The 24,006-nt window shown below is 57.9% G+C and carries 20 protein-coding genes, 1 other RNA gene and 2 pseudogenes; 5 read left to right on the forward strand and 18 right to left on the reverse strand.

Going from position 1 to position 24,006, the window contains the following annotated elements; all coding sequences use genetic code 11:
• Positions 1–33 precede the first annotated feature (33 nt).
• From UH5x_RS21085 to UH5x_RS21095, 3 genes are all read left to right on the forward strand, one after another.
• Positions 34–384 (forward strand): ATP-dependent Clp protease adaptor ClpS, encoded by a 351-nt coding sequence (locus UH5x_RS21085; protein WP_047816043.1) that lies wholly within the window; start codon positions 34–36, stop codon positions 382–384.
• Between the two features lie 32 nt (positions 385–416).
• On the forward strand, positions 417–1,727 hold the full coding sequence (gene mtaB / locus UH5x_RS21090; RefSeq protein WP_047816042.1) for a tRNA (N(6)-L-threonylcarbamoyladenosine(37)-C(2))-methylthiotransferase MtaB: 1,311 nt from the start codon (positions 417–419) through the stop codon (positions 1,725–1,727).
• 103 nt (positions 1,728–1,830) lie between these two features.
• On the forward strand, positions 1,831–2,184 hold the full coding sequence (locus UH5x_RS21095; RefSeq protein ID WP_482633579.1) for a nucleotide pyrophosphohydrolase: 354 nt from the start codon (positions 1,831–1,833) through the stop codon (positions 2,182–2,184).
• Here UH5x_RS21095 and UH5x_RS21100 read toward each other — a convergent pair.
• The 7 genes and pseudogenes from UH5x_RS21100 to UH5x_RS21130 form a co-directional block, all read right to left on the reverse strand.
• Entirely contained in the window at positions 2,156–2,497 is a 342-nt protein-coding gene (locus UH5x_RS21100; protein WP_482633580.1) for a DUF1589 domain-containing protein, read from the reverse strand. The two genes, UH5x_RS21095 and UH5x_RS21100, sit on opposite strands and share 29 nt — an antisense overlap.
• Before the next feature lie 177 nt (positions 2,498–2,674).
• A pseudogene (locus UH5x_RS21105) lies at positions 2,675–2,929 on the reverse strand (hypothetical protein); the annotation flags it as partial.
• Positions 2,836–3,114, reverse strand: a pseudogene (locus UH5x_RS21110) (hypothetical protein); the annotation flags it as partial. The pseudogenes UH5x_RS21105 and UH5x_RS21110, both read right to left, overlap by 94 nt.
• Positions 3,077–4,117 carry a ThiF family adenylyltransferase gene (locus tag UH5x_RS21115; protein WP_482633581.1) on the reverse strand — a complete coding sequence of 347 codons (1,041 nt, stop codon included), beginning with the start codon at positions 4,115–4,117 and terminating at the stop codon, positions 3,077–3,079. The gene UH5x_RS21115 and the pseudogene UH5x_RS21110, both read right to left, overlap by 38 nt.
• A 127-nt stretch (positions 4,118–4,244) precedes the next feature.
• An RNA gene (rnpB, locus tag UH5x_RS21120) (RNase P RNA component class A) lies at positions 4,245–4,649 on the reverse strand.
• 28 nt (positions 4,650–4,677) lie between these two features.
• Positions 4,678–6,813 carry a carboxy terminal-processing peptidase gene (locus UH5x_RS21125; RefSeq protein WP_047816039.1) on the reverse strand — a complete coding sequence of 712 codons (2,136 nt, stop codon included), beginning with the start codon at positions 6,811–6,813 and terminating at the stop codon, positions 4,678–4,680.
• A gap of 250 nt (positions 6,814–7,063) precedes the next feature.
• The gene (locus UH5x_RS21130) at positions 7,064–7,582 is read right to left on the reverse strand and encodes a gamma-glutamylcyclotransferase family protein (RefSeq protein WP_482633582.1); all 519 of its coding nucleotides are present in this window, start codon (positions 7,580–7,582) and stop codon (positions 7,064–7,066) included.
• Between the two features lie 325 nt (positions 7,583–7,907).
• Between UH5x_RS21130 and UH5x_RS21135 the strand changes: the two genes are divergently transcribed.
• Both UH5x_RS21135 and UH5x_RS21140 read left to right on the forward strand, forming a co-directional pair.
• The gene (locus UH5x_RS21135; protein WP_482633583.1) at positions 7,908–11,168 is read left to right on the forward strand and encodes a PSD1 and planctomycete cytochrome C domain-containing protein; all 3,261 of its coding nucleotides are present in this window, start codon (positions 7,908–7,910) and stop codon (positions 11,166–11,168) included.
• Complete coding sequence (locus UH5x_RS21140; protein WP_482633584.1) at positions 11,165–12,652, forward strand: DUF1501 domain-containing protein; 1,488 nt, start codon at positions 11,165–11,167, stop codon at positions 12,650–12,652. Before UH5x_RS21135 ends, UH5x_RS21140 begins: the two co-directional genes overlap by 4 nt.
• A 127-nt stretch (positions 12,653–12,779) precedes the next feature.
• Here the strand turns inward: UH5x_RS21140 and trxA are convergent, their stop codons facing one another.
• The 11 genes from trxA to UH5x_RS21195 all read right to left on the reverse strand — a co-directional run bounded on the left by trxA (position 12,780) and on the right by UH5x_RS21195 (position 23,684).
• Entirely contained in the window at positions 12,780–13,106 is a 327-nt protein-coding gene (gene trxA / locus UH5x_RS21145) for a thioredoxin (protein ID WP_047816036.1), read from the reverse strand.
• Positions 13,107–13,356: 250 nt separating this feature from the next.
• Positions 13,357–14,196: an NUDIX hydrolase gene (locus UH5x_RS21150; RefSeq protein ID WP_047816035.1), complete on the reverse strand. Its 840-nt coding sequence runs from the start codon at positions 14,194–14,196 to the stop codon at positions 13,357–13,359.
• Positions 14,197–14,215: 19 nt separating this feature from the next.
• Positions 14,216–14,995: a sugar phosphate isomerase/epimerase family protein gene (locus UH5x_RS21155; RefSeq protein ID WP_047816034.1), complete on the reverse strand. Its 780-nt coding sequence runs from the start codon at positions 14,993–14,995 to the stop codon at positions 14,216–14,218.
• 141 nt (positions 14,996–15,136) lie between these two features.
• Positions 15,137–15,640, reverse strand: a complete 504-nt coding sequence (locus UH5x_RS21160) for a hypothetical protein (protein ID WP_047816033.1) — start codon at positions 15,638–15,640, stop codon at positions 15,137–15,139.
• A 108-nt stretch (positions 15,641–15,748) separates the two neighbouring features.
• Complete coding sequence (locus tag UH5x_RS21165; protein ID WP_047816032.1) at positions 15,749–16,114, reverse strand: rod-binding protein; 366 nt, start codon at positions 16,112–16,114, stop codon at positions 15,749–15,751.
• An 86-nt stretch (positions 16,115–16,200) separates the two neighbouring features.
• Positions 16,201–17,340 carry a flagellar basal body P-ring protein FlgI gene (locus UH5x_RS21170; RefSeq protein ID WP_047816031.1) on the reverse strand — a complete coding sequence of 380 codons (1,140 nt, stop codon included), beginning with the start codon at positions 17,338–17,340 and terminating at the stop codon, positions 16,201–16,203.
• Positions 17,340–18,230, reverse strand: coding sequence for a flagellar basal body L-ring protein FlgH (locus tag UH5x_RS21175; RefSeq protein ID WP_047816068.1), 891 nt, complete (start codon positions 18,228–18,230; stop codon positions 17,340–17,342). Before UH5x_RS21175 ends, UH5x_RS21170 begins: the two co-directional genes overlap by 1 nt.
• Entirely contained in the window at positions 18,227–19,675 is a 1,449-nt protein-coding gene (gene flgA / locus UH5x_RS21180; RefSeq protein ID WP_482633585.1) for a flagellar basal body P-ring formation chaperone FlgA, read from the reverse strand. Before flgA ends, UH5x_RS21175 begins: the two co-directional genes overlap by 4 nt.
• 6 nt (positions 19,676–19,681) lie before the next feature.
• The gene (gene flgG / locus UH5x_RS21185; RefSeq protein WP_047816029.1) at positions 19,682–20,488 is read right to left on the reverse strand and encodes a flagellar basal-body rod protein FlgG; all 807 of its coding nucleotides are present in this window, start codon (positions 20,486–20,488) and stop codon (positions 19,682–19,684) included.
• Between the two features lie 40 nt (positions 20,489–20,528).
• Positions 20,529–21,350 carry a flagellar hook-basal body protein gene (locus UH5x_RS21190; protein ID WP_047816028.1) on the reverse strand — a complete coding sequence of 274 codons (822 nt, stop codon included), beginning with the start codon at positions 21,348–21,350 and terminating at the stop codon, positions 20,529–20,531.
• Positions 21,351–21,920: 570 nt separating this feature from the next.
• Complete coding sequence (locus tag UH5x_RS21195) at positions 21,921–23,684, reverse strand: GGDEF domain-containing protein (protein WP_482633586.1); 1,764 nt, start codon at positions 23,682–23,684, stop codon at positions 21,921–21,923.
• Between the last annotated feature and the right edge of the window lie 322 nt (positions 23,685–24,006).

Raw genomic sequence — 24,006 nt, forward strand, 5'->3', positions numbered from 1 at the left:
TTGCACCAGATTTCAAGAGGAGCTGTTGGAAGCATGTCCGATCATTCCGCCGCCGTTGCCGAGCCCGATGTGGTCACGGAAGAAGAACAATGCAGCGACCGCAAGCCAAAACGGCAACCGCCCTATCACGTCATTCTGTGGGACGACACCGACCACAGCTATGACTATGTGATCTCGATGATGAAGCGTTTGTTCCGCATGCCCATCGAAAAAGGCTATCAAGTCGCAAAAGAGGTTGACAAAAGTGGCCGTGCGATTTGTATGACCACCACGTTGGAACTGGCGGAACTGAAACGCGATCAAATCCACGCGTTTGGCAAAGACGAACAGTTGGACCGTTGCAAAGGCAGCATGACTGCCACCATTGAACCTGCTCGTGGCTGAACGAGCCCGAGGCTGACAGGCATTCTTTTCTGATGACGGCGAAAATTCGAACCCGCACACTGGGCTGCAAGGTCAACCAGTACGAAACCGAACTGGTGCGACAGGGCTTGCAAACGATCGGGTACGAAGACGCCAGTGATGGTGAATCGGCCGATCTGTGCATCGTCAACACTTGCACGGTCACGGAAACCGGCGACGCGAAAAGTCGGCAAGTTGTCCGGCGGTTGCATCGCGAAAACCCGGACGCTCGAATCGTCGTGATGGGGTGCTACGCCACCCGGGCACCCGAGGAAGTCAGTGCTCTGCCGGGCGTCGTCGAAGTCCTGACCGACAAGCGGGAACTCGGCGATTTGATGGGCCGCTTCGGCGTCATCGATGTGCCCACCGGGTTGTCTGGATTCGCTGGCCGCAAACGGGCCTATGTCAAAGTCCAAGACGGATGCCTGCTTCGCTGCAGTTACTGCATCATTCCGATGGTGCGTCCCAAACTGCACTCGCGACCCAGCCAAGAGATTGTTGACGAGGTCACTCGTTTGATCGACGCGGGACACCGCGAAGTCATCCTGACCGGCATTCACCTGGGGCACTACGGCGTCGACTGGAACCGCAACAAGCCTCGTGAAGAATGGGTGCGGCTGGCGCACTTGGTCAAAGACCTGTGCCAGATCCCCGGCCAATTCCGAATTCGAATGAGCAGCATCGAGGCAACCGAGGTCACTCGGGAACTGATTGGCGTGATGGCCGAGTTCCCCGACAAGGTTGTGCCGCACCTGCACCTGTGTTTGCAATCGGGAAGCGATTCCGTCCTGCGTCGCATGCGACGTCGTTGGGGCACCAAAATGTTTCTTGATCGTTGCCGTCTGCTCCGCGAATCGTTGGACCGACCCGCGATCACGACGGACATCATCGCGGGATTCCCAGGTGAAACCGAAGAGGAATTCGAGCAAACATTGCAGACGTGTCGCCAAGCCGGCTTCTCAAAGATTCATGCGTTCCCGTTTTCGGCTCGTCGCGGCACTCCCGCTGCCGAACGAGAGGACCAACTCGACAAAGGCTTGATTTCCGAGCGAGTCGACCGGTTGGGGGAAGTCGAGGCCGAGCTGCGAGATGAGTACTACCAGTCATTGGTCGGTTCTGATTTGGAGCTGTTGGTCGAGGAAGTGACACCCGACGGACGATTGCAAGGCACGACGTGTCGCTACGCTCTTGGATCGATTGATCGTCCAACGCAGGTCGCTGACGGGGACACGCTTCGCGAACATGATCTCGTCACGGCTCGAGTCGTTGGCATCCAAGCCGATCGATTGCAACTCGCGCTGCGTCGCAGCGAAGTCTTCGGGTAGCGAAACTCGTCAAGTGTTTCGGTTTGCATCCTGTGTTGCCGAAAGTCTTGACGACTTCCGCTACGGCCAGAACCCCCATTCCTATTTGAGACGCAGCACTCGCGTGAATTCACCGCCTCGCAAAGACGACGTTGCCACCGTCGATGAATTGAAAGCGATCGTGCATCAGTTCGTCGATGAACGAAACTGGCATGAATTCCACCAGCCCAAGAACCTGGTGATGTCGCTGGCGATTGAAACCGCCGAGCTGATGGAGCATTTCCAGTGGTTGACGCCGGAGGAATCCGCCCGCGTGAAGGACGACGAGCAGAAGCTTCACGATGTCGGTGAAGAGGTTGCGGATTGCCTGGCGTATTTGCTCGCGATCGCGAACAAGTTGGACATCGATTTGTCGACCACGCTGCGGGCCAAAATGATCCGCAACGCGGTCAAGTACCCGGTCCCGGAAGACGCGTAGGCCAGTTTCTCGTCACCGGACTCGGTAGGCCAGGTTCCACCTGGCGATGGTTCTTGGTCGGTGCACGTTGGTCTCGCGACGGCAGTTCGTTGACGCCTCGCTTTGTTCCAAAGCATCGGCGTGGGTGCCATGTGGGACATGGCCTACGGGCGCCAACCGAATTCTGGCGAATCCGGCTACGAATTGATGTGGCTACCGTCGGCCAGGTTTTACCTGGCGATGGATCTTGGCCGGTGCACGTTGGTCTCGCGACGGCAGTTCGTTGACGCCTCGCTTTGTTCCAACGCATCGGCGTGGGCGCCATGTGGGACATGGCCTACGGGCGCCAACCGAATTCTTGGCGAATCCGGCTACGAATTGACGTGGCTGCTGTAGGCCAGGTTCCACCTGGCGATGGTTCTTTGCCGGTGCACGTTGGTCTCGCGACGGCAGTTCGTTGACGCCTCGCTTTGTTCCAAAGCATCGGCGTGGGCGCCATGTGGGACATGGCCTACGGCGCCAACCGAATTCTGGCGAATCCGGCTACGAATTGACGTGGCTGCTGTCGGCCAGGTTTTACCTGGCGATGGTTCTTGGCCGGTGAGCGTTGGTCTCGCGACGGCATTTTGATGACGCCTCGCTTTGTTCCAAAGCATCGGCGTGGGCGCCATGTGAGACATGGCCTACGGGGGCCAACCGAATTCTGGCGAATCCGGCTACGAATTGACGTGGCTGCTGTCGGCCAGGTTTTACCTGGCGATGGTTCTTGGCCGGTGAGCGTTGGTCTCGCGACGGCATTTTGATGACGCCTCGCTTTGTTCCAAAGCGTCGGCGTGGACGCCATGTGGGAGATGGCCTACGGGCGCCAACCGAATTCTGGCAAATCCGGCTACGGTTGGTTTGCCGGCTTGGCTTACGAACCGACGTAGCGATCGTAAATCGATCGGGCATGAGGGATGTCACGGACGCCGCTGATCACGGCTCGGCCGTCGCGAAAGAGCGTCAGGGTTTGGTCGTCAGGCAATTGCAGACGCGTGAAAAATCGCGTCGCTTGGACCGGGGCAACGCTGTTCCAACGCTCGGCAATTTTGGCCAAGTCAATGCGGCGACTTCCGCCGGGAATCTGAACCGCGTTGCGGCCGCACAACGTTTCGGCTTGCGAAACGCCCGCTTCGGCTGCAGCGAGAAATTCCCGATGCCCACCCGAGCAAGCCGGGCATTGGCTGGACAGCTGATCGTCGATCGCGACCTCTCGAATTTGGTTGCGCCACAGGTCAATCGAGAGCACACGCGGGTTGATCGCCGACGCGTTGCCCGAGAGATACTTCAGTGCTTCGGACGATTGCAAGCTGGCGATCAGGTGCGTGGCTGGGCCGATCACTCCCGCGGTATCGCAGGTGGCCACTTCGCTGGGGTCGGGAACCTCGGGGACGAGGCAGCGGAAGCAGGGTGACACGCCCGCAAAGAACCGGACTTGTCCATTGGCACCAACGCAGCCGCCGTGAACCCAAGGTGTGCCGGTCGAGAGCGACCAATCGTTCAGCAGCAGCCGCAGCGTGAAGTTGTCGGCGGCATCGAGGACCAAGTCGACGTCGCGAAGGTGTTCCGCGATATTCGCCGGGTGGATGTCCGCGACGACTTCTTCGATCACGACGCGGGAATTGATTTCGCGAAGATGACTGGCAGCGGCCTCGGCTTTGGCGAGGGCTTGCTCGGCGTCGGTCTCCACGTAGAGGCTTTGACGTTGCAGGTTGCTCCATTCGATCAAGTCACGATCGATCAGACGAATGTGACCGACACCGGCGCGAACCAGCAACTCCGCAGCGACGGAGCCAAGGGCACCGCAGCCAAGGATCGCAACGCGAGCGGATTCGATTTTGGCTTGACCCGTTTCGCCGATGGGGGCGAATTGTGCTTGGCGGACGTATCGATCGTTTGGGTCGGAGATCGCCATGGAATCAAAGTGCCTATCTGAAAAGGGGCTGGCCCTCTCCCGTGAGCCTGTGAAGAACCGTCTGAAATGAGCCGCTTCCAAAGGGAGCAGACCCCTTTCCAGAATGGCTTTCAAGCACAAAGAATGCAAAACGAGTGGGCTTGTAAGCCGGGTTCTGTGCCGATGCGAACATCGACGGTGACCATTTATCTGTGCACGACGATTGCTCGTCGCCTCCACTGCGACCTACCCGGGTGTCGATAACGAGGCGGGCCGCCTCGATGATGCACCCTGTTTGGTCTAGCTCCGGATGGGGTTTACCAAGCCGATCAAGTCACCCTGATCGCTGGTGCGCTCTTACCGCACCGTTTCACCCTCACCACGCATGACACCGCAAGCGATGTCACCGTTCGGCGGTCTGCTCTCTGCTGCACTTTCCCTGGCCTCACGGCCGGTCGACGTTATCGACCATCCTGCCCTTTGGAGCCCGGACTTTCCTCCAGCCGGAAACGCGGGAACCGCGAACCGTGCCAGCGATCACCCCGCCCACTCGTCTTGCAACGACCAGGATAGCATGCCGGCTACTTTGCAACAGCCAAGTTCTGCGAACGCAGTCCGGTCACGTATTCATGGGCCACGTTCATGACCTCTTTGTTGTAATACGTGTCACGGAAGATCTCCTCGTTGTTGAGAACATCATCGAGTTCCTCTTCTTCGGCTTCCGTTTGGGCTTCACGTTCGGCCCGGCGACGCAGGAACTCTTCTTCGTTCAGCGAAATGCTCTTCTGGTCTTTTTCGCGAACGTAGAGTTCAATCCGACGCATCAGCTCGCTGAATTCCTTGTCCTGTTGGACTCGGTTTGCCGAATTGATTCGCATTTGATTGAGCAGGCTGTCTGGCGTCATCGCGTACAGGTTGTGTTTCGCCAACGGGACCTTGTCGAATTCCAACGCGTATTCGAGGTCGCCTTCGGCAACGGGGAGTTTGCTGGTCATGCTGGGCAGCACCAAGTCCGCTTCGACGCCTTTGAGCTGAGTGCTCTCACCGTCGGGCAGATAGAACTGTTGCAACGTGACTTTGAGAGCCCCGTAGTTGGCATTGTTGCTGCGGAACAGGCTTTGCCCGATGTCCATCAGCGTTTGGACGGTGCCCTTGCCGTGGGTGGCCGGGTCTCCGACGACGATCCCGCGATGATAGTCTTTGATGGCACCGGCGAAGATTTCGCTGGCACTCGCACTCAGTTTGCTGGTCACAACCACCAAGGGGCCATCCCAAACGGTGCCGCTTTGGTCGTCTGCGTATTGTTGGACCGACCCGTCTGAGTTCTTGACTTGAACCACAGGGCCACGATCGATGAACAATCCGGTCAGGCTGATCGCTTCGGTCAAGCTACCGCCACCGTTGCGAGTCAAGTCGAGGACCACGCCACCGACGTTTTGTTCCTTGAAGTCTCGCAGGATTCGTTCGACGTCACGGGTGCTGCTGCGGTAGTCAATTTCGTTGCGACGAGCGGCTTCCATGTCCATGTAGAAGCTGGGCAGATTGATGTAGCCAAGCTTGATTTTTCCCTGCCCCGGCATTTCGTGATCGATCACTTCGCCGCGAGCAGCGGAGTCTTCGAGTTCAATGCGGGCGCGAACGATTTTGAAAATCTCTTCGTTGCCTGTGCCACCGGGGCGAACGGCCAAGCGAACGACACTGCCAGCGCGACCACGAATCAGCTTGACGACTTCCTTGAGTGGCATTTCCACGATGTCGACCATCTCGCCTTCGGCGTCTTGGCCAACGGCGACGATCACATCATCTGGTTTCAGTTTGCCGTGCGAATCAGCCGCCCCGCCTGGGATGACTTGACGCACAACTGTGTTGCCATCTTTTTCGCCCAAGGAGGCACCGATGCCATCGAGGTTCAGACGCATGCTGATCGCAAAGTCTTCCAGCGTCGCAGGCGACATGTAAGTCGAGTGTGGGTCGTAACCGTTGGTCACCGAGGTGAGGAACAGTTCCAACAAATCATCGGAGCTGGTTTGTTTCCAACGGCGAGCGTAACGTGCGTAGCGGCGACGCAATTGATCCTTGGCGTCAGCGGTGATTTCTTCCTTGGTCAACTCGGGTTCATCGGCTTCGGAGTCGTCTTTGGAGTCCGATTTTTCGTTCCGCAAATCCAACAGCGCCAATTTGATCTGACGACGCCAGCGGTCGCGGGCTTCATCCGCGTTGCGAGCGAATTGGGTGGCGTCGCGGTCGATGATGATTTGTTCGTCGCGAGTGAAATCAAAGTCACTGTCGAGCAATTCCATCACCACGGCAACGCGTTCATCCACACGTTGAGTGAAGCGGCCGTAGATGTAATAGGCCAAGCTGAGGTCGCCCAAGCGAACTTGGTCGTCCACCACTTCGGAGTAACGTTTGAATTCGTCGACGTCGCTCTGCAAGAAATACAGCTTCATCGGGTCAAAGGATTCGAGAAACAAATCCAAAGCTCGACGACTGATTTCGTCATTGAGTTCTCTGCCCGAAACATGATTGCTCGGCATCAGTTTGGCGATCAGCTTCGCGATCACTTTGTCCTGAGGCGTGGGCTGCGGAGGAGCGGCTTGTTCCGCTGCAGCCCGCTCGACGACTTGTTCCTGCGCAACGGCGGGTTGTTGAAGCGGGGTGGAACCAATGCACCCCACCGCGAGGAACGCGACGGGAAGGATTTGACGAAACGACATAGATCACGATCGGGTAAAAGGAAAAACCGACAGAGGTTGGAGGGATGCGTGCATACCAAAATAGGGCATTCAGGCAGCTTGCGCGCGTCCGTCCAGTTCGATGTTAGGAGTGTGGCGAAAAAACGGCAACCTTGATTTCCTAATGTCCCAACAGGACCTGGTCCCGCTTGTGGCGTTCGGAACGACCTACGATCTCAAGCAGGGGGCGGCTGATTTCACCTTGTTAATTCGGTTGAACACCGCCGGTGGTTCAAAGGTCACGCCATGATCGCCATTTTTCTGGCGGCCAAACGACTATTTTTCCATTTCCAGTCTCCCGCTCGGTCAAGCGATCGAACCCGTCCCGCAGCGGATCGGTGGCGTAGTGATAGGCGGACGCCACCCAGGTTTGCGGCAAACCAAACTGATTGACTGGTTTTAGATGGGATGGTGCGACCAGATTGGCTTGCAATTCAACGCGGTCGTACAAATTGGGGTGTCCCGGTTGATTTGTCACCTCAATTTCATCCAGGACTGCGGTCACTCGCTCAGCGTCTGGCTTCGAAAAGAACCAACATTCGCCGCCCACACGCTGGTTTCCCGGTCGCAAGGCTGGGTAGTCTTCTCGGCCGAACAAGGTCCCCTGAACCCAAGCCGGGTGAACGCCCAGCGGGGTGATCGGCCAACAATGTTGCCGGCACTGACCTCGGCACAGCGTCCCGTAGACAAAGTAAACAACCACCTCGTCGGGGTTCTCCGGGATCGTGCCGGCATAGGAAATCGGATTCATTCGGTTCGAACTTGTATCAACGAAGGGAATGGCCATGCGGAAGGGAGTCGGGCATGAACTCGCTGCATTGTCCCAGGGCTGCCTTGTTCCTGGAACGGGCCTTTGAAAAGGAATCGGTTCATTTTGGCAGGCGGGATTCATCGCTGATACAATGGGGGATCCCCTTCCGTTGCTGTCTCAGCACCCTCCCCTGCCCACCCGCGATGGCGGCACTGTCGCCGACGAGACTTCACTTGCTGGAGCACCCTTGCCCGTTCGCTTGTCAGCGGTCGGTTGGGTGAGATCACAGCGAGCGGATCTTGGTTGGTCCCGCCGAACAAATTGAATGAAGCCAATGGCTGCCGAATCGTTTTGTCTTCGAAGCGCTTGCTGTCGAACTTCCCTGCCAGTCTTGCTTGTGGGGATGGTGTGGTCACTGGGATCCGCAATTCGGCCGACCTCCGCCGACGAGGTTTCATTCAATCGAGACATTCGCAGCGTGCTGTCGGACAAGTGCTTTCTTTGCCACGGACCCGATGAATCCACCCGAGAAGCCAGTCTGCGATTGGATCTGCGGGCCGAAGCGATCGAAGGTGGGGCAATCGATCCCGGCGACGCCGATGCCAGCGAGTTGATGGCGCGGATCACCAGTGATGATCCTGATTTGGTCATGCCACCACCCGGCACTGGCAAGACAATCACAGACGAGGAGCGAATCGCGATTCAGCGGTGGATCGATCAGGGGGCCATTTATGAAGAGCATTGGGCGTACGTTCCACCAAGTGTTCCCGAAATACCGAGCGTTTCCAATTCGCAGTGGTGCCGCAACGACATCGATCGATTTGTGCTGGCGCGATTGGAAGCCACCCAGCGTTCCCCCAACCAGCCCGCCGACATCGCAACGTTGACGCGTCGATTGCATTTGGATCTGACGGGGTTGCCTCCCACGCTGGAAACGTTGGATCAGCTCGCCTCGTCGGATGATCCCGAGTTGCTGTTGCAGCAACTCAGCGACAGCATGCTGGAATCCACTTCGTTCGGTGAGCGTTGGGCGCGTTGGTGGCTCGACGCGGCACGCTACGCGGATTCAGCGGGTTACGAAAAGGACATGCAACGCAATGTGTGGTTCTATCGTGACTGGGTCGTCGATGCGATGCACCAAGACATGCCCTACGACCAATTCATCCTGGAACAGATCGCCGGTGATCTGCTGCCCGGTGCCACGCAAAGTCAACGCGTCGCGACCGGGTTTCTGCGGAACTCGATGACCAACGAAGAAGGCGGGGCCGACCCCGAACAATTTCGCATCGAAGGCATGTTCGATCGGATGGATGTGATCGGCAAGGCAGTGCTCGGCATCACCACCCAGTGTGCCCAATGTCACACGCACAAATACGATCCGATCAGTCACCACGAATACTACGAAATGTTCGCGGCCCTGAATGATTTTCATGAAGCCTGCATCACCGTCTTCACACCCGAGCAAACGAAACAACGCGACGAAGTGTTGGCGTCGATCGAAGCGGCTGAAAAGGTGTTTCAACGTGAACATCCTGAGTGGCGTGAGCAGGTGGCTGAGTGGGCTCGGTCGCGACCAGGCAACAACGTCGCCTGGCAAGTGTTGCATCCCACCCAGGTTCCGTTCGAGGGCCAGAAATTCAACGTCTTGGAAGATGGATCGATTGTCAGCGAAAGCTATGCACCCACGAAAGTCAGCAACGACTTCACGCTGGAAACTCACGTGGGCACAATCACCGCGGTTCGGCTCGACGCGCTCTCGCACCCGCAGTTGCCTCGGGGTGGCCCCGGTCGCAGCATTGATGGCACGGGGGCATTGTCCGAATTCAAACTCAAGATCACCCCGCTGACCAAAGATGAGAAGGGTGATCCCAAGCCGGCCGTTTGGGTGAAGTTTCATCGTGCGTTCAGCGATGCCAATCCGTCGCGGCGGACCTTGAAGCCGCAATACCGCAATCGTGATCCCGAACAGGACAAACGGGTTGTGGGACCGCCGGAATACGCGATCGATGGTGACGAAGCCACGGCGTGGACCACGGACATCGGGCCCGGACGCAGCAACCAATCTCGCCACATCGTGTTCGTTCCCGAAACCCCCGTCACGATCAACGACCAAGCCGAAGTCACGTTCACGCTGGTGCAAAAGCACGGGGGCTGGAACAGCGACGACAATCAAAACTTCTTGATCGGACGTTATCGCGTCAGCATCACCGACGCGGCTGAATTGCCTGCTTCCTCGGTTCCCACCGAAGCGGAATCCGTTTTGGCAATGGATCCCAATGATTGGACGAGTTCCCAAGCCCAACTCGCATTCACGGCATGGCATCGTTCGCTGGCGACCGCCGCACCCAAAAACGATGACGCACCCAAAAACGATGCCGCGGCGAACAGTGATGACCCGTCCAGCAATGACGACCCATCGACGACAGCGATCGAAAAGGAATTGTTGACGCTTGATGCCCAGGTGGAATCGCTGTGGCAACAGTTCCCCCAAACAACGACCCAGCTTGTCGCACAAGCCACCCAGCACCCTCGCGAGACGTTTGTGTTCGCGCGCGGAGACTTCTTGAATCCGACTGACCCGGTCCAGCCCAACGCTCCCGATTTTTTGCACGAGATGCCAAGCGATGACGCACCGGACCGTCTGCGATTCGCCAAGTGGTTGGTGTCCAAGGATTCGCCAACGACCGCTCGCGCGATTGTGAACCGAATCTGGCAGGCCTACTTTGGTCGCGGTTTGGTTTCGACGCCGGAGGACTTTGGGTTTCAATCCGCCGCTCCCAGTCACCCTCAGTTGTTGGACTACTTGGCCACCGAACTGATGCAAAATGGCTGGCGGTTGAAGCACATTCATCGCTTGATTGTTGACTCGGCAACCTACCGCCAATCGTCCACGGTCCCGGATCAGGCCTGGCGAGATGACCCCGACAATCAGTGGCTCGCACGCGGGCCACGACACCGCATGGAAGCGGAGATGATTCGCGATCTGGCGCTGTCCGTCAGTGGTTTGCTGAACACGTCCGTCGGTGGCCCCAGCATTTACCCGCCGGCCCCAGGGTTTTTGTTTCAACCACCGACCAGCTACGGGCCCAAGATCTGGAACACGTCGACAGGGTCCGACCAATACCGCCGGAGTCTGTACGTGCATCAGTACCGCAGCGTTCCCTACCCGCCGCTGCAAGTCTTCGATGCACCCAAGGGCGATGCGGCCTGTGTTCGTCGCGAGCAAAGCAACACACCGTTGCAGTCGCTGGTGTTGATGAACGAACCTCAATTTGTCGATGCGGCACGAGCTTTGGCGGCACGTATTCTGCGGGAAGCATCCGCCGATGACGCTCAAAGAATTCAGGTTGCGTTTCGATGGTGCACCAGTCGCGAACCCGACGCCGAGGAAGTTCAAATCCTGCTGCGTTTGCTTCAGCAACAACGCGACCACATTGCCGACGGAAATTTGAATCTGCCGGAGTTATTGGGTGTCCCCGCAGGGTTGTGCCAGCAACTCACCGGATTCGAGGCGGCTGAATTGGCGGCCTGGATGACGGTCAGTCGCACGATTTTGAACCTGGACGAAACGATCACCAAATCATGAAGTCTTTCAACATGCCTTTCTTGCAATCCGCCCCTTCTGACTTCACCAATCCCTCGCACTTTGCGCAGGGGGTGGATTTGATGAAGCGACGTTGGTTCCTGCAGCAATGCGGTCTCGGTTTGGGCCACATTGCGCTGACGTCCTTGATGGCCGATGCCGGTGAATTGGGCGTCGCCGACACGGACCGGTCCCAGGTGGATCCGATGGCGCCCAAAGCCCCGCACTTTCCCGCGAAAATCAAGAATGTGATTTTGTTGTTCATGGGCGGCGGTCCCAGCCAGTTTGAAATGTTCGACTACAAACCGGATTTGGAGCGTCTCGATGGAACGCTGCCGCCGCCTGAATTGCTGGACGGTTACCGAGCGGCGTTCATCAATCCGAACTCCAAACTGTTGGGGCCGAAATTCAAATTTGAAAAGAAGGGATCGGCTGGAACTCCGATCAGTGAATTGTTGCCTCACACCGGCGGTGTGCTCGACGACATTTGTCTGATCCGCTCGATGAAGACCGACGCGTTCAACCATGCTCCTGCGCAGTTGATGATGAGCACGGGGTCCCAGCAATTTGGACGACCCAGCATGGGGGCCTGGACCACTTATGGACTCGGCAGCGAATCGCGTGATCTGCCTGCCTTTGTCGTTTTCAACAGCGGGCAGAAGGGCCCCAGTGCCGGGTCTGGCAATTGGAATTCAGGCTTCCTGCCTTCGTTGCATTCCGGGGTGGAGTTCCGTAGCAGTGGCGATCCGGTGCTGTACCTGTCCAATCCGCCCGGCATCAGCGATTGGTCGCAGCGTCATTCGCTGCAAGCGGTCAACGAGTTGAACCGGAGGCGATTGGATGTGGTCGGGGACCCTGAAATTGCGACCCGCATCAACGGCTATGAGATGGCGTACCGGATGCAATCGAGTGCACCTGAGGCGATGTCGCTCGCCAAGGAACCGGAGCACATCCTGAAGTTGTACGGTGCCGAGCCTGGCAAAATGTCCTTCGCGAACAATTGCTTGTTGGCTCGCCGTTTGGTTCAGCGGGGTGTTCGCTTTGTGCAACTGTTCCATGAATCATGGGATCAGCACGGTGGTTTGACGGGAGGCTTGAAGCGGAACTGTGCCGATACCGATCAGGCTTGCGCCGCGTTGGTCAAAGATCTCAAGCAGCGAGGCATGCTGGATGAGACGCTGGTGATTTGGGGCGGTGAGTTCGGTCGGACCCCCATGGTTCAAGGTGGCAATGACGGTCGCGATCATCATCCCAACTCATTCAGCATGTGGATGGCTGGCGGTGGATTGAAGTCCGGTTTGGCTTACGGGCAGACGGATGAACTCGGTTTCGATGTCGCGGAGAACCCGGTGCACGTGCATGATTTGCACGCCACGATCTTGCATCTGCTGGGATTTGATCACAAACAACTGACCTATCGTTTCCAGGGCCGAGACTATCGATTGACCGATGTGCACGGCGAATTGGTGAACGATATTCTGGCGTGAGCGAACGCGGAGTCGAACGGTGTGCCCCACCGTGCTTTCCCGCTCAGGACCAGCGCATTGAAAAACCTCGCGGCCCAAAAGGAACGCGAGGTGAATCGAATGGTTCAAGTTGAATTCGGTTTTGAATTCAGCTGACCGAGGTCAGGGCGTCTTGCAGAGCGGCTTTGGGGCGAACGCCAACGAAGGTGTCCGCGATTTCGCCGTTCTTGAACAGCAACAAAGTCGGGATGCTGTTGATGCCAAACTTCTGAGCGGCACCTGGGTTGTCGTCGATGTTGACTTTGCCAATCTTGACGCCAGGATTCTCGGAAGCCAGTTCGTCGATCATGGGGGCAATTTGACGGCAAGGACCACACCATGGAGCCCAGAAATCGACCAGCACAGGGCCGTCGCTTTGGAGGACTTCGGAATCGAAATTGTCGTCGTTGAATTCTTTGACTGCTTCTGAGGCCATGGCCAAGGTCCTTGAACGTTACGGTGTTATTGGAAGAGTGATTTTAGGAACCGTCGGGAAACTGTCAATTTGCCTAACGGTTGATTTGGAGTCGGTGGGACAACCTGCCGCTCAGGACGAGTTGATTGGTAAAACGCGGCCGAAATGCGGTTTTCCGGAGGGGGCCGTCTCTCTTAGTGAAATGACCGTTTTGCAGAATGTCTCGCCAAATGGGATCCAGCGGAATCTGAACGATGGGAGTGGCTGGAGGCTAAAGGGAATGCAAAGCCTGGGCCAATTGGCCCAGAATGATGGCAGTGGCTCCCCAAACATTCACCGAACCATGCCGAAATGCGGGCACCGCGAAGGTCAGGTGGCCGGCGACGCAGTCCGGGTGGATTCCTGAACGCAGTGATTTGGTTTGCTGAATCATGTCAATTTGACATGTTTTCTCAGCCTGCGACTGCCGGGAGGTCGCGTCTTGCGTGGGATTCAAAACGGCTTCGATCGGGAAGTCGATGACTTCGTCCACCTCCGCGGGATCGGGGTGCCAATCGGGGGCCGGCGGATCGATCACGAACACGATCGGGGTGACCAAATTATCGCTGGCGTAAACGTACTGCCGCGGCAAATCACCGCAGCATCGGTGAACGTGAGCGGGGCCGCCCAGTTCCTCTTCGAACTCACGCAGGGCCGCACGCGAGGGAGTTTCTCCGCGTTCGATCCGGCCACCGGGGAAACAGATTTGGCCGCCATGATGACGCAGTGTCGTGGGACGCCGGGTCAACGGAATCATCCATGAACCCGTGGTGGGATCTTGGAACAAGCAAACCGCGACAGCCGCGTGTCGCGAATGGCAACGGTGAGGGCCACGGTGTCGGCCGTATGCCAAATGCGGCGCCATCACACATCGAAAATCTCGATTGAGCGACCACGGCGGAAGGGCCTGGGTGGTCGATGGCGTCGAATCATTCGGCAGCAGATGTCGGGTCAGCCCATCGGCCAATTGGTCGGCATCGGTTGGAAGTTCGGTCGTCCAGGAAGTCGATTGGGGGCTCAGCACCGAAACCTCCGTGGGCCGGGGGGATCGCGACAGGACGCGATCTGACATGGGGGTGAAGTCGCGTGGCTTAGATCAACGTTTCGAGCAAGCGACGCAGTTTTCGAAGTTCCACGCGGTGGTCGTAATCTTCCATCGGTGTCATGTCGACGGTCAACGCACGGGTGTACTTTTCACGTTCCAGTTGGGTGACCAGTTTGCCGTAATCGACTTCGCCTTGGCCCACGCTGACTTGGAAAGCGTCTTTGCGGGTGTCGCGAAGGTGAACGTTGTGGACGAACTTCAGGATTTGATCGAAGCCCTTTCCACCGGCCATTGTCTTGCCAGCGGCGGGATTTTCATGAGCGGCCACCAAGGGCACGCTGGGATCGAGCGTCACGCCCAATCCATCGACATTGTTGCAAAGCACCAGCAGCGTGTCGGGATCTTCGCTCAGGCAGCCCAGCATCGACCGCACGTTGACTCGCACGCCTTCGCCTTCCGCGATGGCAACCAATCGCCGCAGGTGTTCCACTTCCTCGTTGAACGGGGTGCCTTTTTCGCTGGAGGGCACTGCGATGTTGACGACTTTGGTCGCCTTCGCGATCCGGCAAATGCCTTCAAAATCGGTGTAGTGTTGTTCGCCGGTGGAGTCCAACTCGACGCTGTACCCACTGATTTCTAAACGGTGGGTGTGCCGGAGCAACTGAATGCCGCGGTCTTCATCGCTCAACACGTCACTGGGACGGCAGTGAGCGGACGATTCATGAATCGCGATCTCAATCGCGGTGAAATCCAAATCCTGAAGCAGTTCGATCGAGGCCTGCAATTCAAGGTCTGGCCAGCATCGGGTCGAAGCAGCAACAAACACGTGGGAATCCTTTCAACAAAAAAATCAATGAAGTCAGTGGCCGCACGGTGGGACCACGACAAGTTTACCTATTCAGGAAAGTCTGCGTCACTGGTGTAGTCTTCGCAGAGTCACCATGTCAATTCGTTTTGAGCGGCTTCTTCAGGCAGCTTCGTTGAACAGTTCCCCACCACCGCGGTTTGATTTTTGACCACCCTTGGCATTGGGTTTTTCGTAGGTGGGGGGGGCGGCAACGCCAGCCAATCGGTCGAGCATCTCGGATTGAAACTGCGAAAGGTGGTATTGGCACACGAACAACGCATTGGCGCGTTGGTGTGTGGTTTTGATTTGCTCCGCCGCTTCGCCGCAGCGTCGTGCCAGGCGAGCGTCCTCAATGCGTCGAGACGCCAGGAGTTTCTCTGATAGGCTGAGCCCAGCCTCGGGGGCCTCGGGATCGCGAAGCAAAACGTCGCGGCGTTCCACCATGGCTTCCAATTGCGAAATCGTTTCCGCCAATTTCACAGTGGATTCATCCACTTGGTTGGGCTGCAAGGCGATTGTGCGGACGCGAGTTTCGTCCAGTATCAGGTCCATCGCCTCGGTGATTTGAACCAGATCGTCGACATAATCGGAGACCCGTTGAGTCCAAGATTCATGAGCAGACATAGCGTTGGTCATATTTCAGATGGAAGACGGTTGAGAAAAAAGATGCTGGGGACGGATGGGGATGCAAGTGGTAAATGGCATTGAGCGAGTACTGATCCGGTGGTTCAATCAAGCTCGACGTTGCATTTGAAACAGTTCAAACATGGGATTGGCGATCGTGTCGGCGGAGGCTTCTGACATGGCCGCCACGAGGTGCTGATCCATCTGTTGTTGGAAGACCTCTTCGGTTCGCCCGCCATGGAAGTAGGCGGGTTTGCCGACCGATTCACGCATGGTCGACAACATGCTTCCGAACAAGGTTTGCCCGACAAAATCGCCAAAGGCTTCCTTCAGTGGTTCCGCCTCTTCGGTGCCCGTCTCATTGGACGAGGAGTTTGAAAGGGCGTCCAAGGTGGACTTCGATTCTGCACTGGGGCCCAGTTGCAACGAAGGTGTTTGCAGGGATGAAAGTCGGGAAGACGAAAGCGGTGACATGGCAGGTTCGACCTCGGAAACGAAAGTCGGCGATGGGAGGGCGGCTCAAAAACCGAGTGTCAGTCAATGTGACGACTCAGTTGTCTCTACCGAAAAATGACTTCGCCGTACAAGTCACCTTTCGCTTTCAGTGTTTTGATGATGGCGATCAAGTCTTCCGTGGGGACGTCTAAGGCGCCCAGTGCATCCGCCAAACTTTTGAGCTTGGCGGCCGACGGTGTTCCGTCCGGACCGACTTCGACGAATTGGCCTCCGCCACCGGCTTCGATTCGCAGGTTCCGATGAGTGACCAAGACCGGTGCGATCTCAACGTCTTCGCCGATCACCACCACGCCGTCGGCTTCATTGATCACAACGCGTTTGCTGCGATTGGCCAACTGAATGGGGATGTCCAACAAGAACGCGATGAACTTGATCGGGTTGTCGCGGTACAGCGGCGGCACCATGACTTCGACGTGCAATTGATCGATGGCACGCGCGTGGGCGGGCTCGCGAAGGTCGGCGCCGGCATTGTGGTTGGGGCTGGATAAACGCGAAGCATTGCGGTCACCCATCGTCAGGGAAGTCAAACTGTTGACCTCGTCTTCGATCCGTTGCGCGGTGTTGAAGTCCGCGAAGTCTCGGTCGATGATCAAGGTGATGCGGTCGTTTTCAACGTAGGACGCTCGCACGGTGGTTTCCATTTTCAGGCCGCCTTGGATACTCGCCGAAGTGGGCGGGGCATCCGCCGACACGGACACACGCCCTTCGGCCATGCCGTACACGGTGGGGTTGTCGGCGCGAGGCCCAAGCATCGGGGTCAGCATCAAGTAACCGCCGTCAAGGCTTTTGGCACTGATCGCATTGATGGTCACATCCAGCACGTCACCCTGCTGTGCACCGACCGTTGGAATGGTCGCACTGACGAAAACCATGGCCACGTTCTTGGCGTCGCCAACGTCTTCGATGTTCAGTCGTCCGGCGGCGTCCACGGCCATGGGACCACCCATCAACTGCATCATCCGAGCCAGCGCACGACCCTTGGGGGCGGCATCGCCATCGCCTGTGCCTTGAAGGCCAACGACCAAACCCAGGCCTTGCAGCGTGTTGGTTTCTTGACCCTTCAAGCGACACAGGTCGCCCAGTTTCAATCCACCTGCCATCGAGGAGGAGACACCGCACGAAGCGGCGACCCACAGGATCGCAGCGAAGAAAAATGGAGCTCGAGAAATGGATTGGTTGTTCATCAGAATGGTTTCAAACGATCAAAGGCACGTTGGAACCATCCGCGACGGTAACCGTCTCGCAATTGGCCCTGGTCTTGTTTGTTGATTTCAAGGTCGATCAGGTCACGACTGAGCACGACGTTGTCGGGCCCGATGTCTTGGGCGCGGCAGATGCCTGACAGCGACGTTTCCCAGAGGTTGTCATTGACCCGATATTGCTTGCGAGCTTCCACGACCAAGTTGCCGTTGGGGCGGATGTCCACAATCCGAGCCGCGATGTTGAACGACATCGATTCCCGCGATTCGACCGACGCTTCGGCTCGTGAGTTGGCGGTGGTTTGGGCGTCCACGGTTGGGTCACCCTCGGTTTGCGGGTCGGGGATCAAACCTCCGCTGCCAAGGTTGATCCAGTCCGCCAGGGTGGCTTGGAACAACGACACGCGGCGTTTTTCCGTGTCGCCTTCGGCCATCATGCGGGCGATTTCATCGACCCGAATCGTGACGATGTCTTGGATCCGAAAGGCTCGCATCGGAGGAGCGGGCTGGTACGTCCAGCTGACTCCTGCCAATCCAACGGCAGGCGGAAGCGATTGGTTGTAGGCCGGTTGGGCGGCGTTCGGATTGGGAGCGGATGGGCCGCCGCCATTGGCTGCTGAACCGTTGGGGACGCGTTCTGCCATGCCCGGTGGAAGGAACTCCGGTGGCATCACGGCAGCGTCCGCCCCCACGCCGGGAACCGCGCGTGCTTGTGTGTTGCTGGCGGGAGCCACCATGCCGGGACGACTGGCGGGCGCGTTGGGCATCCACGGCGGCGTGGCATGCAACAACGAAGAGTTTTGAGCGCTGGCGATACCGCTGGCGAACAGCAACGACATCGCAGTGGCGGCCAATGAGCGAGGCATGAAAGTCATGGTTGCGGTTGCCATTTGCGAGTGGGTTGATTCGCGAGGACGCGGTTCGGCTGGGTCACGATTTCGACGACTGACGGTTCGACGACCTTGGCCAGCAGACGTCGTTTGGGCGAGAGTGTTTCGATCTCGATCAGTTCATTTTGGGCGCCGTCGCCCAGAGCCTTGGCAGTGGTCGTCACGCGGATACCGCCGCCGGTCACTTGAACCTCGACCAAGTCACCTCGGCGAACCAATCGTGGTGCTGCAAAGTCACTCGGACGAAGCGGCACGTCGGCTCGAATCAGCCCCACGACTTCCATCCCGATCACTTCGTTCACGTCCATGACCTGGTCGCCCGAAAGATCGGTCACGGGGGATGGTTGCAAGTGAACGTCACCGGGACCCACTCGGTGCCCGCGTTGCAACGGACGTCGCGCGACGACCACGGCGGGTTTGGGCGTGAAGGTGACTCGGACAACGCCTTCGCAATCGTCGACCCTGGAGCGTGCATCGATTTTGACACGGCAGGTGGTGGGAGAGGAACTCTCGGCCGACCAAGTTGGGATCGGGTCGAGGAACCGAATCTCTCGAATGCCTTGCATTTCAGTCAGCGGGCCCACTTCCTGCGCAATGAAGAAGGCTTCGTAGTCAAAGGCGTCGGACAGGTCGCGGAATTGGTTTTTCAATCCGAGATGGACCCAGTGACTGAGCCGCTCTCGCGTTTCAAAATCCAATTCATCCTGCGGGGCAGAGGTTGGGGCAGAGGCGAATTCAGAGGCGTCCGGGGCTTCCAGCATCGCGTGGGCAACGTAGGTGTTGTCGATTGACTCTCGAAACGCCGAAACGGGTTGTGCGGCCATGGAGTGCGTGTTGCCCGTTGGGGATGGACTGCTGTCCTGAACGGCATGCACCAAGATCGTTGGATTCCCATAGATCTTGATGCGACCCGCTGTGGCTTGCCCGCCGACGATCAAATCCGCCAATCGATCTCGAGAAATTCTGGCGGGCGTTCCATCCAGTGGCATCAGACCCACGGTGGCATCGGCCAGGCGGGGCCAAGCCGCCATGTTCGAATGCAAGGGACGCACGACATCACGGAGCCGGATGATAGGGGAATCCGTGCTGGCGTTTTCAATGGCGGTGAATTGCCAACGTGTGTCCGCGTCAATCGTCTGGCTGTGTGGGCCGCTCGAACGAGGCTTGGTCGGCTGGAACCCTGCGTGTTGTTCGGGCTGGTCGGAGGCCCGCATCGAGGCAGGCGAAATTCGCGGTGCAGGATTGAGATTGAACTTTGGGTCGACCCCATGGAAGGGTGTCCGCATCGCCGCGTTGGCGATGGAGTTGGCATCGCTCGGTGTCTGTGCCGGCAGGTGCAAGGAGAATCCAATCGAACACGCCGCTGCGCACGCGAACAACCACCCTCTTGCGAAGGTGGATCGGAACGACGTTTTCGGGATCGAATCCATCAAGGTTTAGAACCGTCGCAGTTGAGAGATGTTTTGCATGACTTGATCGCCGGCCTGGACCGCTTGGCTGTTCAGTTCGAACGCCCGCTGGGTCGTGATCAGGTCGATCAGTTCTTGGACCGGTTCGACGTTGGACGCTTCCAAGTTGCCTTGTCGAAGCACACCAATTCCGTCGGTTCCCGGGTTGTTGATTTGTTCCGGTCCAGACGCGTCTGTTTCCATGTACAGATTTTCGCCTGTCTTCAGCATCCCGTCCGGGTTGATGAACTGGGCGAGCTGAATTTGGCCTTGGTTGGTCAGTTCGGTTTGCCCCGGTTGCTGGGTCATGACTTCGCCGTTGCTGGTGATGACGAGGGCGGTGGCATCATTCGGAATCGTGATCGGCGGATCGAGCAAACGACCGACCTGCGCGGACCCCATGACCAATTGGCCATCCGCATTGATGTCGAGGTTGCCCGCCCGGGTGTACATCGTGTCTTGGCTTGATGGATCCACCACACGGAAGTAGCCGCTGCCTTGGATGGCGACATCCAAGTCACGTCCCGTTTGTTGCAAGGTGCCCTGCCGTTGATCGGTTTGCGTGCTGGTCACGCGAACTCCCAAGCCGACTTGGGTGCCGACCGCGGTGGGGGTTTGCGTTGCATCTTGCACGCCGGGGTACACCTCGGTTCGATACAACAAGTCTTCGAAGTTGGCGCGGTCTTTTTTGAAACCGGTCGTGTTGATGTTGGCCAGGTTGTTGGCGATCACATCGAGTTTGGTTTGCATCGCCTCCATGCCGGTGGCGGCGGTGTACAGCGTTTGAACACTCATGCGAAATTTTCCTTGTGAGAGAGCGACAACTGCATCGCGGTTAGCCTTGGAGGACGCGACCGATCAAGGATCCCAAGACGCTGTCTTGGTTCTTGATCATTTGAATGTTGGCTTCATAGGCGCGCGACGTTTCAATCATTTCCATCATCGTGCCGGTGGGACTGACGGCGGATTGTTCCAACGAACCGGCCACGACATTTCGATCGCTGTCGGCAGCCAGATTGAACCCGGCCAAGGGGCGAAACAGGTTGCCGCCGATGTTGGCCAAGTCGCCGTAACTGGCCGGTTGAGCAAGCATCAACTGTTGAGTCTCGCCCGCTTGCGTGAATGTGCCTTCGGGACCAACGTTGAGCGGAAGTCGGGGGTCGATTTGGATCGGGCGACCGTCTTTTCCGACGACGGCATCGCCACCGGAATTGACCAGCGTCCCAGTGGAATCAAACAGGAAGTCACCGGCCCGAGTCAGCAGCTGTTCATCGCCGCGTTGCAGGACAAAGAAACTCTTTTTGTCATGCAACGCAAAGTCCGTTTCGCGGCCGGTGGTTCGAATCGCTCCCACGCTGAACTGAGTCTGTTCGGGTTGAATGGTGACGCCACCACCGATGTCGTCGGCGCCGCCCAGGCCGGGGGAGACCATGCCTTCTTCGATCAGTTCCGAGAACCGCGCCTGCAGGATCGTTTCGCTGGGTTTGAAACCAGGCGTGTCGACGTTGGCAAGGTTATGGCTGATCTGCTGCAGGCGGTGATTTTGTGCCTGGGCACCCGCTGCAGAGAGATAGACTCCGTAAGGCATGGATCGCTCGCTTGGATCACGTGACTCCGCTTCCGCCGAACCGCTCGACGTTCCTTTGGGGGTACGCAATCGGAGGAGCCAACCTCAAGCCCAATTCTTGAGCCAAAGTTCACCGAATGTCCAAATTCGTTCCAGGCGTTGAGTTTTCCGTGCTTCCGGAACTCGTTCCTCAGCCGTCGCGTTCGCCTGAACGGCGTCGCGCGACCACCCGAGCGATCCACGAGGACTCCTCCGTGCGATCCAGGAATAAAGTCGGCATCCGCAATCACAACGCCAAAGGGTGATGGCTTGTCGACTCAGTCCTCAACGCATGGAGGATGGGCACTCTTGCCCGTCAGAGTCGGCCAAGACCACCCATCACAACCCGACGCGTGAGCGAGGGACTCCCCCAGCTCCCACGACGGCCCCATCCGGGGCGAAACCCAGACGCCAGCCACCATTTATTTTTCGAACGTCCCCCGGAGTCCTGCACGCAGTTTCGCCCCGGAGGGGCCGACATCGGTAGCTCGGGGCGGAAGCCCCGAGACCGCGGGAGGGCATCCAACGGTCGCCCCGGAAGGGGCCGTCGTGGAGGATGCGGCGCGAAGAGACAGGTTCATCCCAAGCGTGTGTTTCAACGCCCAGGCGTTGCCTGTGCCTTCAGGCAGAGGCCATCTGGTGCGAGAGCACGGGCAGTTGGTCGTCCTGGCCGCTTTGTCGTGCCGCCAATCCAGCGATCGCACAAGCTTGTTTCAAGGACTTTTCGTACGCCGACATCGAGTTGACCGAAGAAGCGATCTGCAGGATACCGATCGACAACTTTTCTCCGTTCGTCGACTTTTCAGCCGCGGCCAGAGACATGCCGATGGAACCTGCGGCACCGCAGATTTGTTGAGCTCGATCCATTGCATCCTCGGCATCCAATTGAGGCATGCAGATTACCAACGTGGATTGATCCAAGCAACCAATGTGATCTTGGTTTCGGGTTGCGGCACGGACCAGTTGCAGCAGCGATCGCATGGTCGCTCCGCTCGGGGTGCCCGAGAGCCGAACGCTCATCAATTGATTGGGAGCCTTGGAGCGGTGGGGTGACGTTTGCATTTCTTCCACGTAGTCGACCATCGTCGCTAAATCGGGAAGGTAGCTGAGTGCCTTGGGACGCTCGCCAAACGGTTGGTCGTCCACCAGCGAGACGTCCTCCAGCGGATTGGAGGGAGCCTGGTTGATTGGGGTTTCTTTTGCCGCACGGGGTGCAGGAGTCGGTTCCGCTTGGACGGTCGACCGGGTTTCTCGTGCCAACGCTTCCACTTCCGTTGCCAGGTCTTCTTCCTGAGCGCGAGGGCTGACGGCGGGAGCCTGGAGCAAGTCCGAGCTGGAAGAGATCGGTTGGCCAGCGACGTTGGCTGCGGTGGGCGAGTCCTTCGCGATGGTTTCGGTGGGAACTTCACCTGCTCGAATGAAACGCTCTTGATCGATGTAGTGGGCGCAGTTGCGACCCATTTCTTTGGACCGATAGAGCGCTTCGTCGGTGCGTTGCAACCATTCCTCAGCAGATTGTTGGGGCTCGAGCGCTCCGATGCCAACGCTGGCGTTGACTTTCAAGCACTTGCCCTCGAAGCGAACTTCGCGGGTCCCGATGGCAATCCGAGTTTGTTCGATCAGGTCCACGGCTTCGGCCAAGCTCTTGTCATGCAGCAGCATCACGAACTCTTCACCACCAAATCGAGCGACCATCCCGTGCGGCTGCAGACGTGCATCGAGCAATTGCGAGACCACTCGCAACACTTCGTCCCCGGCCCGGTGACCATGCGTGTCGTTGAACTTTTTGAAATGGTCGACGTCGAGGACTGCCAACACGCCAGCTCGGGACGGACCGAGTGCATGACGTCGCAACAAGTGCTCGTCGAACGCCCCTCGGTTGTAGATTTGAGTCAGGGCATCGGTCTGAGCTCTTTGCTCGGCCGATTGCAGTTGTTGGGATTGTTCGCGGATTCGTGCTTGGGCGTCAGCCAATTGATTTCGCATGATCTCATTGGCTCCCAACATCTGTTCCACCGCATCCACAATCGCGGGAGGTGAATTGCTCAGGTCGCTTTCATGCAGCGTCATGCTCAAGTTTTCGACGCGACTTTGGTGGGCGTCCACGTCCGCAGCAATCGAATGAGTGAATTGGCGAACGCGATCTGCGACGGCCATCACCTTTTCGCTATCGGGAACGTCTTCAGTGGCCGCTGGAATCGAGGTGTCGGCGTCGGTCGAGAGTGCCTTTTCGGCGGCTGAAGATGCCTTCGATGTGGCTGGCGTCTGGGGCGATGGCTGGGGGCCATCCGATGCCAAGCCTTGATTGTAAAGGGCGTGCATCACCCAACCGCATGTCATTCCGGCGCCACCGCTACTGGCTGCAATGATGATATCAAGAAGCACGTTTTTGTTCCCGCAGAGGATCTCTAAGTTCGTTCAGTGGAAGAGTGGGCAGCAAGGAGACATGCCATTCGAAATTCCAATCGATGGGGCCTCATCCCGTCCGGTCTTCTCGCTCGCTTCGCGGTGGGCATGTGTTGGACCGACCCACCCGAATGAAGCTTGCGAGATACAAACCTACGTCACCGTTTGTGCCGAATGGAAAAATGTTCACGTTCGAACCGCTGCTTTTGCCAGTTGACTGAACTACTTCCTCTGGGGAATAGCAAAGCTGTTGGGCCACGCCGCGGTCTCACCAAGCGAAATCAACTTGAGGAAAAAGGAG

The organism is Rhodopirellula sp. UH5 (genome assembly GCF_056839225.1).